Below are 13016 nucleotides of genomic sequence, written 5' to 3'. Positions count from 1 at the left end.
TATGATGAACTCCACTACGCTGCAGCGTTCCGGATTGCTGGTTTTGCTGGCGGGGCAATTATTGCCAATGATTGATTTTTCGATTGTGAATGTCGCGCTGGAATCAATGGCAGCTTCGTTGCACGCCACGCCCTTACAACTGGAGCTGATTGTCGCGGTGTATGGCATCGCTTTTGCGGTTTGTCTGGCAATGGGCGGTCGTTTTGGCGATAACCTCGGACGGCGGCGGATTTTTACCCTTGGCGTACTGTTATTTGCGCTGGCATCGCTGCTGTGTGGCGTAGCCAACAGTGTCGGGCTGATGCTGGTAGCCCGCGCATTGCAGGGTATCGGCGCTGCGCTGATTGTGCCGCAAATTCTCGCCACCCTGCATGTCTGCCTGCATGGCCGTGAACATGCGCGCGCAATTGGCCTCTACGGCGGTATTGGCGGGCTGGCGTTTATTATTGGTCAGGTGCTGGGCGGTTTTCTGGTCGGCGCTGATATCGGCGGCTATGGCTGGCGTAGTGTATTTCTGATTAATATCCCAATCTGTCTGTTGATCCTGGTGCTGGTTCGCCGTGTGGTGCCAGAAACCCGTAATGCAGAGCGCGTCGGTATCGATTTAGCCGGCACCAGCCTGCTGGGGGCGGCAATTGCCAGCCTGCTGATTGCCTTGTCGCTCGGTCCGTTGCTGCACTGGTCATGGCCCTGCCTGCTATTACTGGCGCTGTTTCCACTTTTACTGAAACGGTTATGGCAGGTGGAACTGCGTCTTGAAGCACGTCAGGGGGTACCGCTGCTGCCACCCAGCCTGTTACGGCTTTCCGCGGTTAAATTTGCGATTGGTATGGCGGTGCTGTTCTTCTCCAGCTGGAGCGGATTTATGTTTGCGGTGGCCTTAACGCTGCAAACCGGCCTTGGCCTGACGGCATTTCAGTCCGGTAACGCCTTTATTGCGCTGGGTGTCGCCTATTTTCTCGCATCCCTGCTGACCAGCGGCATGATTGAGCGGCGTGGCAGACTGACCACGCTGTTGACCGGCTGTGCCATCCAGATGAGTGGTTTAGTGCTGCTGATGCTGACCTTCCGTTTCGCCTGGGGTCATACCGGCGTTGTGCAGTTGATTCCGTCCACTGCGCTGATCGGTTTTGGTCAGGCATTTATCGTGGGCTGTTTTTACCGCATCGGTCTGGCGGAAGTCCCCAAAAACCAGGCTGGCGCGGGCAGCGCGATGCTCTCTACCGTGCAACAAGCGGCGTTTGGCCTTGGCCCCATGTTATTAGGGTCAATATTTAGCCAGGTACTGCAATATCAGGGCAGTTATCAGCATGCAGTGGTTGCCGCACTGGCAGCTGAATGGTTGATTATGCTGTTACTGGTAGTCTACACACTGTTAACACGCCGCCAGTTCCAGCCACAGCCTGACTGCGAATAATTTCTTCTGTCTCCGTTCAGGGCCGCTACTGGCTGGCCCTGGACCCCTCCTCAGTTTACCTCTCCGATTTTTGCTGGTCTTATTTCCATACAAAATTAGCGCCATTAGAAAATATGGCTCAATTATTGACTATATTTTGATCATAAGACCTTGTTGATTTTTTGTTAATTTTTCACACAGCAAACAGGAGTTGTAATGAGCCATTACTATTATGTCGATACCAACCATAGCTATAATGATGCACACGTAGTCCATACTTCAGGCTGCAAGTACCTGCCCGCCGTCAGAGACCGCCGGTTTCTGGGCACCTTCTACACCACCGCAGACGCTCTGCTACAGGCGAGGAAATATCACCGTAACGTTTACGGATGCAATGACTGTTGTCCGCAGCCAAGGGAAAAAAAAACCTCTGCCCGCAGGAAAAATCTGGACCTGCGACCTTTACAGTAAATCTTAATTTGCTATCCTGGCTTTCTGATAAGCGGGTAATAATCAGAAAGCCAGTGCGCATTATCTGATGGATCTGATCATGAAAAAGTATGCGCCTTCGCAGATCACCCTGCACTGGCTGGTAGTGATATTGCTGATAGTGACTTATGCCACTATTGAATTACGGGGTTTTGCTGAACGTGGCTCTCTGCTGCGTAGTGCGATGATGGCTACCCACTTTAGCTGTGGCACCACAATTCTGCTGCTGATGCTGGCGCGGATCTTCCTGCGCTATCGCCACGCTACACCGCCAATTGCGCCACTGCCGCCGTTATGGCAGCGCGGGCTGGCGCACCTGCTGCACATCATTATCTATCTGCTGTTTATCTCATTGCCGATTCTTGGCCTCAGTTCACGCTATCTGCGCGGCAACGACTGGGTTATGTTTGGCCTTTCGATGCCGGTTGCCAGCCCGCCCAACCGCGAACTGGCAAGTCAGCTGATCGATCTGCACGAAACACTGGCACCGCTTGGCTATTATCTGATTGCCCTGCACAGTATCGCCGCCCTGTTCCATCACTATCTGCTGAAAGACAATACGCTGTTGCGTATGATGCCGGTTAAGCGCCAGAAATAGCGCTATTTTGCTGCACTCATCCGCTGACTGTTGAACCGGGCGGGGTAAACCACAAAAAAACTGCCAGTTTTAATAATTTTCTGGTTTAACTCATCGCATAAATAAAACACAATAGCCGTTCTAAACGTGATGGGCGTCACTTTTTTGCGTCCCTGCGGATTTCGCCGAGTCGAAATGAACTTACCTCTGACATTCTGTTAATCCAATGCAATCAACCACAGTTTCACGTAAAACGGCCTGGCTACGCGTCGTTCTGCTTTCCATTGCGGCATTTATCTTTAATACCACCGAATTCGTGCCGGTTGGCCTGTTATCGGATATTGCCAGCAGCTTCGGCATGAACAGTCCCGACGTCGGGATTATGCTGACTATCTATGCATGGGTGGTGGCGCTGATGTCGCTACCGTTGATGCTGGCCACGCGGCAGGTGGAACGCCGCCTGCTGCTGATGGGGATTTTCGCGCTATTTATTGTCAGCCATGTGCTGTCGGTGATGGCGTGGGATTTCCGCTCACTGGTGGTTTCACGGATTGGCATTGCGCTGTCCCATGCGATTTTCTGGTCAATCACTGCCTCACTGGCGATTCGTGTTGCCCCGGCGGGTAAGAAAACCCAGGCGTTAAGCATGCTGGCGACCGGTACGGCGCTGGCGATGGTGCTGGGCGTGCCGATGGGCCGCATTATCGGCCAGTATCTTGGCTGGCGTATGACCTTTGGCATGATTGGCATTTCCGCACTGGTACTGGTGCTGATTCTGGTAAAACTGCTGCCAAAACTGCCAAGCGAGCATACCGGATCGCTTAGCAGTGTGCCGATGTTGTTTAAACGCCCGGCGCTGGTCAGCCTTTACCTGCTAACCACACTGGTGGTCACCGCCCACTACACCGCATACAGCTATATCGAGCCGTTTATGCAGGTGGTGGCGGCAATGGGTGAAAACTTCACGACCTTCCTGCTGCTGATTTTTGGCGCTGCCGGGATTCTTGGCAGTGTCATCTTCAGCGTATTTGGCAATAAATTCCCTTCCGCGCTGGTGATAAGTGCTATCAGCCTGATCACATTATGTATGGGGTTGCTGCTGTTTGCCGCCATTCACCCACAGGCGATTTCGCTGCTGTGCATAATCTGGGGCATGGCGATGATGATGATTGGCCTGGCGATGCAGGTGCGGGTATTGTCGCTGGCGCCGGATGCCACCGATGTGGCGATGTCGCTGTTTTCCGGCATTTACAACATCGGTATTGGCGCCGGAGCGCTGCTGGGTAATCAGGTCAGTATCCATCTGAAGATGTCTGACGTTGGCAATACCGGCGCGCTGCTGGGGCTGATTTCGCTGTTCTGGTGTGTATTTATCTTCCGCCGCTATCCGCAACTGCGCAGCAACGGTTAATAACAGAAAAGGCTTCGTCAGTCATTAGTGACTGGCGAAGCCCTTGTCCTGCGGAGTCAACGTTAGTTATAGATTACTGCGGTGCCATGCAACTTGTTCTGACCAGAGGTCGAAGTGATGCGGAAAGACTTTGCGCCTGCGGCCGCGGCTTTCGCTGATAACTGGTTTTCCAGTGAGGTCAGGTTCGAACTACCGGTAGCACTTACCACTCCCACTTTCTGCTGATCGGCAGGCGAAATATCAACTTGTTGCGCGGCAACACCGGCAAATGAAACGCTGCTAAGAACCAGCGCGGCGACTGCATATTTGATGTTTTTCATTACGATACCTTTAATTTAAATTTGTGGTTAAACGACGACTTACTGATAGATCACGGCGGTGCCGTGCAGGTTGTTCTGACCTGAAGTCGAGGTAATACGGAAAGATTTGGCACCGGCAGCGCTGGCTTTCTCATTCAGCTGCGCTTCCAGTGACGCCAGGTTGCTGCCACCGGTGGCGGAAATCACACCAATCTGTTGCTGCTGCTGCGGTTCACTGTTAACCAGCTCAGCGGCGAAGCTGCCAAATGACAAAGTGGACAGCGCGATAGCGATAACTGCAGTTTTAACGTTTTTCATAATCTTCTCTCTCGGATTCGGGTTGTTTCATGTTGGCGTCGTTATTAAGTTAACGATCGATAACTAAATGCTAAACCTCTGCCCCACCTGTCGTCAACACTATTTTTTAATGATCGTTAATTTAATAAGCATGCCGCTGATTTTCAAGTGATTAAACCCTGAAAAAAATTTTCTCAGTACAGACCTCCGCTGGCAACGCACAGGATGTTAAGCAGGTTGTGTTGATTAAAATCTCTGTTCGACAAGCGGGACTTGATTATTTTTATAATGATCGGTAATTTAATTGAACAGGTTGTAAGCAGGTTAAGTGAGGAGTTATGAGTAGTAATGAGGAACTCTGTGTAAAAAAAGGTCGCGGACGACCAAAACTGTTTGATCGCGAAAGCGCGCTTGATAAAGCGCTGGCGCTGTTCTGGGCGCATGGTTATGAAGCGACATCTTTAGCCGATTTAGTGCAGGCAACCGGCGCGAAAGCCCCGACGCTGTATGCTGAATTTGAGAATAAAGAGGGTCTGTTTCGTGCCGTGATGGATCGCTATATCGAGAAGTTTGCCGAACAGCGGAAAGCCGCCCTTGCCTGCCCGGAACGTACCGTGGCGCAGGGCATTGAAAACTATTTCCGCTCCACCGCCGCTTGTTTTACCGATGGCGATAAGCCCGCAGGCTGTTTCTTTATCTGTACTTCAACAGCGCTTTCTGCGGATTCCGCTGAAGTGGCGGAGATGCTGCGCGCACGTCATGATTTGCAGGAAGCCACGCTGCTGGAGTTTTTACAGCAACGCCAGCAACAGGGCGAAATCGCAGCCGAGCGCGATGTGAATCAGATTGCCAGCTATCTCTCCTGCGTATTGCAGGGCATGTCAGTGCGTGCCCGTGAAGGCGCCAGCCGTCAGCAGCTGGATGGGATTATCGATACGATGATGCAGCTTTGGCCGACGCTGGCAGGAAGAGCCGGGAACTGATTGTTATTAATACTATGGAGAGACATTTATCTCAGATTCATGTCTCTCTTTTAATCTTTTTTGTCAGCGTTATTTTTTGGATTATATCCCGCCATCATTTTACTAACCTGCTTATTACTATATCCATATTCTATTCTCAACTCTTCGCCAGGGTTGATACTGGCTATAGCGAAAACACAGGGTAATAATAAATCTTCACCAATATTTGTTATTGCCGGTACGTTCGCAAAACAGACGTTAACACTTGACTTTTCTTCATACCATCCTCGTTCATGGTCATGACTGAATATCCCATTAATTCTGGATAAAGCGCCATCCCCGACTATTACTGTTTTAGCTCTTTCACCGTTCCTGCAGATTCTGAACTCTGTACTATAAGTATTAATCTGCTCGCTGGTGAATTCACTCTCATTATCATCGTTTATCACTTCGCCAGAATACGCGCCAATACATGTACCTGGGCTTATCTCAACTTTAGCAAATACAGCAAGTTGCCCGACAAGATGCACTTCTGCCTGCTGGCGAGCAAGTGACCATACATATCGCCTGTCATTTTCAGTAAACTCTCTCACTTCCAGGGTATTATCATAATAACTTTTCCTTTCTAAAGAGGATATATCGGTAGCAAAAAACTTCTCAGCACTCTTAAAATCTAATTTAATACCATGCATTGTTATTGGGATGCCGAAACTGGATTCGCCCACACCTATCGGCGACAGATACTTTGGTTCACCATTTACCCTGCAAGGATAAAGTCCGTCATTATGTGGATTGTAATTAAAGTCGTAAATATCTTCTGCTTTACAATCTTCGCGACGAACTATGTTAATTTTTGCTTGAGTATTTTGTGAAGAAGAGAATGTTGCTCCAATGCCATTGACCATTTTAATCACTCCCTGTGATTTTAAGTAAAAATATCTTAACTGCCGGGCATGATAAATTAGGTGATATTAATCACGGATTTGATTAAAGATATCTTATGGTTATAGCGACATTTTATCCGCCTGCTATAAGGTGTAACGGACAGTTTCCCGCCCGTTACGCTTTATTGCAGATAAAATACCGCCGTTAACGCTTCACTAACCGGACTGTTATCCGTATTGGACGGCATCAGCTCGCGCATCGATTGCCACCAGCGCTGACAAACGTCGGTTTGCGCCACCGCCGCCCAGCGCGCCTCGGACTCAATCTCGACATAAGCAAACAGCAGATTGCGGCCAGCATCAAGAAAGATGCTGTAGTTATGGGCGCCATGCTGCTTAAGCGTAGCTTCCAGCTCGGGCCAGATCGGCGCGTGACGTTGCTGGTAAGCCACATGCGCCTGCGGGTAAACCTGCATCACAAACGCTTTACGCAACATTGCGTTTCCCCACGTCCAGCGCCGCCTGCCATGGCCGTACGCCAAACCGCTCACCCAGTGCAATCAGTTCAGCGGTGGAGATGGTCTGCTTCATCCCCCCCATGGAAATCACTTTTACCAGCACTTCGGAGGATTTTTCGGCGGTATCGATCAGGCCAAACGCTTCATCCAGCGACGGACCGGCAGCAAAAATACCGTGGAACGGCCAGAGCACCAGACTGTGCGATTTCATCTGCTCCGCAGTTTTACTGCCAATGCCGTCAGTGCCTGGCACCATCCACGGCACAATACCCACGCCATCCGGGAATACCACCAGACATTCGGTACTGCCTTCCCATAGCTGGCGGGTAAAACGCGCGGCATCCAGCTCCAGCACATAGCTTAGCGCGATAAAATTGGTGGCGTGGCAGTGCATAATCACCCGGTCGCTGCCATGGGTCAGCTGCTTGCGTACCGAGTGCGACTGGAAATGCGACGCCAGCTCGGAAGTGGGCACGCCGCCATTCACCAGCCCCCAGTGAATGCGGAATGACAGCCCATCGGCGCTAACCTGCAACAGCACCAGGCTGTCCGCCGGATCAAGCTGCACATTACGGAAAAACTTGCCGGAACCGGTGACCAGGAACCAGCAGTCAGCCAGTGCTGGCGCCGGTTGGCTTAGCGTAATATAGCGGGGTTCGGCGACAAAATCGGCGGCGAAGGGTTTCACCTCTTCCTCAAGCAGACGCAGACTGATGTTGCCACCGTTGCGCTCATCCCAGCCTTTTAACCACATATCACTGGTGGCTTTGACCATTCCCTGCACAAACCACGAAGAAAGAATGCCTGACATAGTAGATCCTTAGCGTTGACTCAGTATTTGTTGTTCGTAGTTGCGCACATCACCCAGCCAGCTGGCATCCGCAGGCACGTCATGTCGCAAGCAGTAGCGTTCCCATACCGCCTGCCACGGCAGTGATTTCTGCTCTTCCAGCAGCGCCAGCCGGGCGGTAAAGTCCCCTTCCAGCTCCAGCTTGCGCAGTTGATCAACCGGCTCCAGCAGCGCGCGCAGCAATGCTTTTTTCGCGTTGCGGGTTCCGATCACCCAGGCGGCAATACGGTTAATTGAGGCGTCGAAGAAATCGAGACCAATATGCACTTTGTCAAACAGACGCTGACGCACAATCTCGCTGGCAATCGCCTGGGTTTCGTCATCCAGCAGCACCACATGGTCGCTGTCCCAGCGCACCGGACGACTGACATGCAGCAGCAGGCGCGGCACATACAGCATGGCGGCGGAGATCTTATCGGAGATCACTTCCGTCGGATGGAAATGACCGGCATCCAGCGTCAGCGCAGTCTGGCGACTGGCGGCATAACCGAGGCAAAACTCACTGGAACCAACGGTGTAGCTTTCAGCGCCGATACCAAACAATTTACTTTCCACCGCATCAATATGATGAGCCGGATTCAGCTTCTCTTTGATAATTTCATCCAGCGAGTTCATCAGCCGCTGGCGCGGCGCCAGACGATCCACCGTCAGATCTTTCATGCCATCCGGCACCCAGATATTCATAACCGATGGTGTCCCCAGCTGCTCGCCAAAGTAAGCGGAAACTTTACGGCTCGCCTGGCAGTGCTCGATCCAGAACTGACGCACCGCAGCATCGTGGTGTGCGAGGGTAAAGCCGTCGGCGCTCAGCGGGTGGGAGAAGCAGGTTGGATTAAAATCGAGCCCCAGCTGGTTGCGCTTTGCCCACGCCACCCAGCTGGCGAAATGCTCGGGCAAAATCGCGTTGCGCTCTACCGGCTGTTCGCTCTCCAGATAGATGGCATGCAGATTCAGCCGCTTCGGCCCCGGGATCAGCGCCATCGCCTGATCGAGATCGGCGCGCAGTTCGCTGGCGCTGCGCGCTTTGCCGGGATAGTTTCCGGTAGCCTGAATACCACCGGTCAGCGCGCCCTGCGGGTTTTCAAATCCGCGTACATCATCGCCCTGCCAGCAGTGCATCGAGATCGGTAGCCGATCCAGTTGCGCCATCGCCGCATCGACATCAATACCGATGGCGGAAAAACGCTGTTGCGCCAGTTCGTAAGCCTGTTCGATTAGCCTGGTCATAAGCAAAGCTCCTTAGTGGGTTGACTGAGCGACTGAAAACGCGACCAGCAGGCCGTGAAAGCGCTATCGTGATAAGGCTGAATAAGATGCTGCGGAAAGTTCTGCACCACCCGCTGGCGGAACTGCTGTACATCAGCCACCTCGCCCAGCGCAATCAGCTGGCAGCCAATATTGCCGAGGGTGGATGCCTCTACCGGTCCGGCGCTAACCGGTACGTTGCAGGCATTGGCGCAGAGCTGATTCAGGAAATGGTTCTGACTGCCGCCACCGACAATATGCAGCCGGGTAAATGGCTTGCCGCGCAGCTGCGCCAGCTCGCCCATCACCTGACGATAGAGCAGCGCCAGACTGTCAAAAATGCAGCGCGCCAGCTCGCTGGCGGATTGCGGGATCGCCATGCCCTGCCCGGCACAGGCATCCTGAATTTCACGCACCATACTGGCGGGATTAATAAACCGTTCGTCATTGGGATAAAAAAACGATTTGCAGGCGGGCAGTTGTGCCGCCTCGTCAATCAGCTGACAGAGATCGTCAATCTGTAACTCCTCACAGACCCGCTGTAGCAGCCATAGCCCCATAATATTTTTCAGCACCCGGTAGCGCCCTTCCGCACCGCCTTCATTGGTAATATTGGCCTGCAACGCATCACTGCCGTTATAAGGCTGCCGACTCTCAAAACCCATCAGTGACCAGGTGCCAGAACTGAGATAAGCGCTGTCGCTATCGGATAATGGCGTAGCGAGAATTGCGCTGGCGGTATCATGGGTGGCAACGGCGATTACCGGCACCGCAACCCCTTGTGCATTAAGCCATGCGCCAACCACCTTTCCCGGCGGTGTCGGACGGCCAAACCAGCTGGCTTGCGCCCCGGCCCACTGCAACAGCGTCTTATCCCATTCGCCGCTGTGCAGATTCAGCAACTGGGTGGTGGTGGCATTGGTGTACTCCCAGTTCAGCTGACCGGTCAGGCGGTAGTGCAGATAATCGGGAATTAGCAGCGCATGGGCGACACGATCCACCCGCTCAGGGTTAGCATCGCTAAAGGCGCGCAGCTGATAGAGAGTATTAAAGGGTAAAAACTGAATACCGCTGCGCTGCCAGATCGTCTCCTTACCCAGCTCGCACTGCGCTTTTTGCATCATGCCGTGGGTACGCGGATCGCGATAAGAGACCGGCAGACCAACGCACTCACCGTGCGCATCCAGCAGAACGATATCAACTCCCCAGGTATCAATGCCGATGCTGTCGGGCACAATACCCTCGTTATCCAGCTGCGCCAGACCGGCGCGAATTTCTGTTTCCAGCGCCAGCAGATCCCAGCAGTCATAGCCGGAGATAATGCGTCGCTGATTGCCAAACCGGCGGACTTCACGCAACGTCAGGTTGCCATCGTCAGGGCGATAATCCCCCAGCATAATGCGCCCGCTTGAGGCGCCAAGGTCGATGGCAACGATATGGCGAATGGTCATGGCGTAAGCTTCCTGGTGATCCAATGCCACCAGTGTAAAATCCGTCATATTTGCCACCTTCCTGACACTGCCAGTGGTGACAGCGCGCTGGCAATGCCGCAAAGATGAACGTGAATCAGCTCACAGTTTCCACTTTCCCTCCCGCTGCTGGCAGATGTGACGCATTACGCATTTCTGATTTTTTCCCGAACATTCTTGAAAAATTAGCCCGTTAAGCGAGTTTCCGCGTACAAAATTCAAGGTAAGGTTGGCAGGCGCTGATTAGTATCGGTTACGGGCTTGTTACCAGAGGATTAATCATGACCGTATTGCACAGCGTTGATTTTTTCCCGGCAGGCGGCCTGCCGATTGCTATTGAGCCACGCGTGCCACAGGCGGCGTTTCCTGAGCATCATCATGATTTCCATGAAATTGTGCTGGTGGAGCAAGGTTCAGGTATTCATGTGTTTAACGGTCAGCCGCAGACCCTGTGCGGTGGCTGCGTCTGCTTTGTGCGCGATCACGATCGCCATCTGTATGAGCAGACGGAGAATCTCTGTCTGACCAATGTGCTGTACCGCGGCCCCGATGCTTTTCGTTTTTTAACCGGGCTGCGCGATCTGCTGCCACAGGAGCAGGATGGTGTTTATCCGTCGCACTGGCGCATCGGTAATAAGCTGATGGCGCAGGCTAAAGCGGTGATTTATCAGCTGGAGAATCTGCCTGCGGCGGAGTCGCTTCAGCAGCAGGCAGAGCAGGAGCTGCATTTTATGCAGCTGCTGATGCTGTTACGTCAGGGACGCTGCGAGCAGCATTGCGACGATCAGGATGGTCGTCTGCGCCGCATGCTTGACTGGCTGAACGATCACTACAGCGAGGAAATTGACTGGGATCGACTGGCGGAGGGGTTCTCTCTCTCGCTGCGTACCCTGCATCGTCAGATGAAACAGCAGACCGGCAGTACACCGCAACGCTACCTGAACCGGCTGCGTCTGTTGCAGGCTCGCCACCTGCTGCGCCACAGCGAAAGCAGAATTACCGATATCGCCTTTCAGTGCGGTTTCGGCGACAGCAACCACTTTTCGACACTGTTTAAACGGGAGTTTGGCTGCGCACCGCGCGCCGAACGTCAGCAATCGCAGTAACAGGAAGTAAAAATGACCCTTGTGCTGGCCAGAGCGGACTATTTACCTTCGGATGCGATGCCGGTAGCGGTGGCTGACCGCGCGCCGCAGCCCTCGTTTCCGCCGCACCGTCACGAGTTTTATGAAATCGTTATCGTCTGGCGTGGCAATGGCCTGCATGTGCTGAACGATCGGCCATGGCCGATCACCTGTGGGGATATTTTTTATATTAAGGATGGCGATTGCCACAGCTATGAGTCGGTTAACGACCTGGTGCTGGATAATATTATTTACTGCCCGGAACGCTTTAAGCTCGGGCTGGACTGGTCACAGCTGCTGCCGATGGATGATCCGCATCATCCGCCCTGCTGGCGACTGACCACGCGCGGAATGGCACTGGCGCGCAATGTTATCGCCCAGCTTGAGCAGGAGAGTCGCAAAACCGATCTGCTGTCACTGCAACTGACTGAGGCGCTGTTTCTGCAACTGGCGCTGATCCTGCGGCGCTATCGTTATGCTATTGATCGGGCATGGCAACTGCCGGAAGGTGAACAGCTGGATCTGCTGATGGCCGCAATTCAGGCCGACAGCGAAACCCCTTTCGACCTCGCGCTATTTTGCCAGCACAACCATCTGTCCGAACGGGCATTAAAGCAGCTGTTCCGTCAGCAAACCGGCATGACCATCAGCCACTATTTGCGTCAGTTACAGCTGTGCCGGGCGAAATATCTGCTGCGCGCCAGTGACTGCCTGATTAGCCAGGTCGCGGCGCGTTGCGGCTTCGACGACAGCAACTATTTCTCGGTGGTGTTTACCCGCGAAACCGGTATGACCCCCAGCGCCTGGCGCCTGCAGTTTGAACATCCGGCGCGGGCGTTGATAAAAACGGTCTGATTGTCGGGTTAAATACGATCCTGCGTTTTTATAACGGGGGCGGCCACAGTTGTGATGTATGGACTAATGCTAATATCCAGACGCTATCTGAATGGATTTCGTAAATCAGTCGATAGTTTTCATGAGGATAAACTTCCCGTGTTCCGCTAATAAGTCCCTCATGCCCCATATAAGGGAATTCAGCCAGCCTGTCGGCAGCGGATTCAAATAATTCATCCATCTTTATCGCAGCTACAGGGTTTCTCTCAACAAGATATTCCCAAATCTGCTCACTATCATTAAGTGCTTGTTCTGCCCAATGAACTCTCATGCCTTACCTGGCCTTAATTCTCGCTCTGCGCGCAGCAAAAAGCGCTTTCGCATCCTTGTGATCAATACTGTTATCTTCTTCTACCGATTGACGGGCAGCATCGACCTTTTCTTGTAAAAAACGTTGATATGCCAGCTGCTCAATATACTGGCGCATAAGTTCACGAAGAACCTGTGATGCAGGACGATGTTCTGATTCTGCAGCAGCCATAAAACTATCGCGAAGCTCAGTTTCCAGCTTCATGGTAAAAACAGCCTGTTTACTCATCGCGTGATCCTTTCAGGGGGTACTAATAAAGTATATACCTTATTAGTACCCTTAGTGAAGTCA

At 52.7% G+C, this 13016-nt stretch carries 15 protein-coding genes; 6 read left to right on the top strand and 9 right to left on the bottom strand.

The features are described 5' to 3' along the window. Window positions 1-4: 4 nt before the first annotated feature. From N5923_RS19070 to N5923_RS19060, 3 genes are all read left to right on the top strand, one after another. Window positions 5-1417 carry an MFS transporter gene (locus N5923_RS19070; protein WP_267145127.1) on the top strand — a complete coding sequence of 471 codons (1413 nt, stop codon included), beginning with the start codon at window positions 5-7 and terminating at the stop codon, window positions 1415-1417. A gap of 529 nt (window positions 1418-1946) precedes the next feature. Further along, window positions 1947-2483 carry a cytochrome b561 gene (gene cybB, locus N5923_RS19065; protein WP_267144797.1) on the top strand — a complete coding sequence of 179 codons (537 nt, stop codon included), beginning with the start codon at window positions 1947-1949 and terminating at the stop codon, window positions 2481-2483. A gap of 205 nt (window positions 2484-2688) precedes the next feature. Then, the gene (locus tag N5923_RS19060; protein ID WP_267144798.1) at window positions 2689-3873 is read left to right on the top strand and encodes a sugar transporter; all 1185 of its coding nucleotides are present in this window, start codon (window positions 2689-2691) and stop codon (window positions 3871-3873) included. Window positions 3874-3935: 62 nt separating this feature from the next. Here the strand turns inward: N5923_RS19060 and bhsA (N5923_RS19055) are convergent, their stop codons facing one another. Both bhsA (N5923_RS19055) and bhsA (N5923_RS19050) read right to left on the bottom strand, forming a co-directional pair. Next, window positions 3936-4193, bottom strand: coding sequence for a multiple stress resistance protein BhsA (gene bhsA, locus N5923_RS19055; protein WP_267144799.1), 258 nt, complete (start codon window positions 4191-4193; stop codon window positions 3936-3938). A gap of 39 nt (window positions 4194-4232) precedes the next feature. Then, the gene (gene bhsA / locus N5923_RS19050) at window positions 4233-4490 is read right to left on the bottom strand and encodes a multiple stress resistance protein BhsA (RefSeq protein WP_267144800.1); all 258 of its coding nucleotides are present in this window, start codon (window positions 4488-4490) and stop codon (window positions 4233-4235) included. Between the two features lie 317 nt (window positions 4491-4807). Here bhsA (N5923_RS19050) and N5923_RS19045 point away from each other — a divergent pair, with 317 nt between their 5' ends. After that, window positions 4808-5452, top strand: coding sequence for a TetR/AcrR family transcriptional regulator (locus tag N5923_RS19045; protein WP_267144801.1), 645 nt, complete (start codon window positions 4808-4810; stop codon window positions 5450-5452). 50 nt (window positions 5453-5502) lie between these two features. Here the strand turns inward: N5923_RS19045 and N5923_RS19040 are convergent, their stop codons facing one another. The 5 genes from N5923_RS19040 to rhaB all read right to left on the bottom strand — a co-directional run bounded on the left by N5923_RS19040 (window position 5503) and on the right by rhaB (window position 10379). After that, window positions 5503-6336, bottom strand: coding sequence for an SET domain-containing protein-lysine N-methyltransferase (locus N5923_RS19040; protein ID WP_267144802.1), 834 nt, complete (start codon window positions 6334-6336; stop codon window positions 5503-5505). A 161-nt stretch (window positions 6337-6497) separates the two neighbouring features. Then, window positions 6498-6812 carry an L-rhamnose mutarotase gene (gene rhaM, locus N5923_RS19035; protein ID WP_267144803.1) on the bottom strand — a complete coding sequence of 105 codons (315 nt, stop codon included), beginning with the start codon at window positions 6810-6812 and terminating at the stop codon, window positions 6498-6500. Then, complete coding sequence (gene rhaD / locus N5923_RS19030) at window positions 6802-7644, bottom strand: rhamnulose-1-phosphate aldolase (RefSeq protein ID WP_267144804.1); 843 nt, start codon at window positions 7642-7644, stop codon at window positions 6802-6804. The genes rhaM and rhaD overlap by 11 nt, the downstream gene beginning before the upstream one ends. A 9-nt stretch (window positions 7645-7653) precedes the next feature. Continuing rightward, a complete protein-coding gene (locus N5923_RS19025; protein WP_267144805.1) occupies window positions 7654-8910 on the bottom strand; it encodes an L-rhamnose isomerase in 1257 nt (418 codons plus the stop codon). Continuing rightward, entirely contained in the window at window positions 8907-10379 is a 1473-nt protein-coding gene (gene rhaB / locus N5923_RS19020; RefSeq protein ID WP_267145128.1) for a rhamnulokinase, read from the bottom strand. Before rhaB ends, N5923_RS19025 begins: the two co-directional genes overlap by 4 nt. Before the next feature lie 299 nt (window positions 10380-10678). Here rhaB and rhaS point away from each other — a divergent pair, with 299 nt between their 5' ends. After that, window positions 10679-11503, top strand: coding sequence for an HTH-type transcriptional activator RhaS (rhaS, locus tag N5923_RS19015; protein WP_267144806.1), 825 nt, complete (start codon window positions 10679-10681; stop codon window positions 11501-11503). A gap of 12 nt (window positions 11504-11515) precedes the next feature. Next, window positions 11516-12376, top strand: a complete 861-nt coding sequence (gene rhaR, locus N5923_RS19010) for an HTH-type transcriptional activator RhaR (protein WP_267144807.1) — start codon at window positions 11516-11518, stop codon at window positions 12374-12376. A 28-nt stretch (window positions 12377-12404) separates the two neighbouring features. On the opposite strand, the gene N5923_RS19005 is transcribed toward rhaR, so the two are convergent. Beyond that, window positions 12405-12686 carry a type II toxin-antitoxin system RelE/ParE family toxin gene (locus N5923_RS19005; protein ID WP_267144808.1) on the bottom strand — a complete coding sequence of 94 codons (282 nt, stop codon included), beginning with the start codon at window positions 12684-12686 and terminating at the stop codon, window positions 12405-12407. A gap of 3 nt (window positions 12687-12689) precedes the next feature. After that, entirely contained in the window at window positions 12690-12953 is a 264-nt protein-coding gene (locus N5923_RS19000; RefSeq protein ID WP_267144809.1) for an antitoxin of toxin-antitoxin stability system, read from the bottom strand. Window positions 12954-13016 lie beyond the last annotated feature (63 nt).

Origin of the sequence: Winslowiella arboricola (genome assembly GCF_025527015.1) — a bacterium.
Lineage (GTDB): Bacteria > Pseudomonadota > Gammaproteobacteria > Enterobacterales > Enterobacteriaceae > Erwinia > Erwinia arboricola.
Note: the sequence above shows the minus strand (reverse complement) of the source record. Positions and strands in the feature narration are given on the sequence as shown.

Excerpts from the sequence above, each read along its gene's own strand:
- N5923_RS19070 (WP_267145127.1), top strand. The coding sequence starts at position 5 with ATGAACTCCACTACGCTGCAGCGTTCCGGATTGCTGGTTTTGCTGGCG.
- cybB (WP_267144797.1), top strand. The coding sequence starts at position 1,947 with ATGAAAAAGTATGCGCCTTCGCAGATCACCCTGCACTGGCTGGTAGTG.
- N5923_RS19060 (WP_267144798.1), top strand. The coding sequence starts at position 2,689 with ATGCAATCAACCACAGTTTCACGTAAAACGGCCTGGCTACGCGTCGTT.
- bhsA (WP_267144799.1), bottom strand. The coding sequence starts at position 4,193 with ATGAAAAACATCAAATATGCAGTCGCCGCGCTGGTTCTTAGCAGCGTT.
- bhsA (WP_267144800.1), bottom strand. The coding sequence starts at position 4,490 with ATGAAAAACGTTAAAACTGCAGTTATCGCTATCGCGCTGTCCACTTTG.
- N5923_RS19045 (WP_267144801.1), top strand. The coding sequence starts at position 4,808 with ATGAGTAGTAATGAGGAACTCTGTGTAAAAAAAGGTCGCGGACGACCA.
- N5923_RS19040 (WP_267144802.1), bottom strand. The coding sequence starts at position 6,336 with ATGGTCAATGGCATTGGAGCAACATTCTCTTCTTCACAAAATACTCAA.
- rhaM (WP_267144803.1), bottom strand. The coding sequence starts at position 6,812 with ATGTTGCGTAAAGCGTTTGTGATGCAGGTTTACCCGCAGGCGCATGTG.
- rhaD (WP_267144804.1), bottom strand. The coding sequence starts at position 7,644 with ATGTCAGGCATTCTTTCTTCGTGGTTTGTGCAGGGAATGGTCAAAGCC.
- N5923_RS19025 (WP_267144805.1), bottom strand. The coding sequence starts at position 8,910 with ATGACCAGGCTAATCGAACAGGCTTACGAACTGGCGCAACAGCGTTTT.
- rhaB (WP_267145128.1), bottom strand. The coding sequence starts at position 10,379 with ATGACCATTCGCCATATCGTTGCCATCGACCTTGGCGCCTCAAGCGGG.
- rhaS (WP_267144806.1), top strand. The coding sequence starts at position 10,679 with ATGACCGTATTGCACAGCGTTGATTTTTTCCCGGCAGGCGGCCTGCCG.
- rhaR (WP_267144807.1), top strand. The coding sequence starts at position 11,516 with ATGACCCTTGTGCTGGCCAGAGCGGACTATTTACCTTCGGATGCGATG.
- N5923_RS19005 (WP_267144808.1), bottom strand. The coding sequence starts at position 12,686 with ATGAGAGTTCATTGGGCAGAACAAGCACTTAATGATAGTGAGCAGATT.
- N5923_RS19000 (WP_267144809.1), bottom strand. The coding sequence starts at position 12,953 with ATGAGTAAACAGGCTGTTTTTACCATGAAGCTGGAAACTGAGCTTCGC.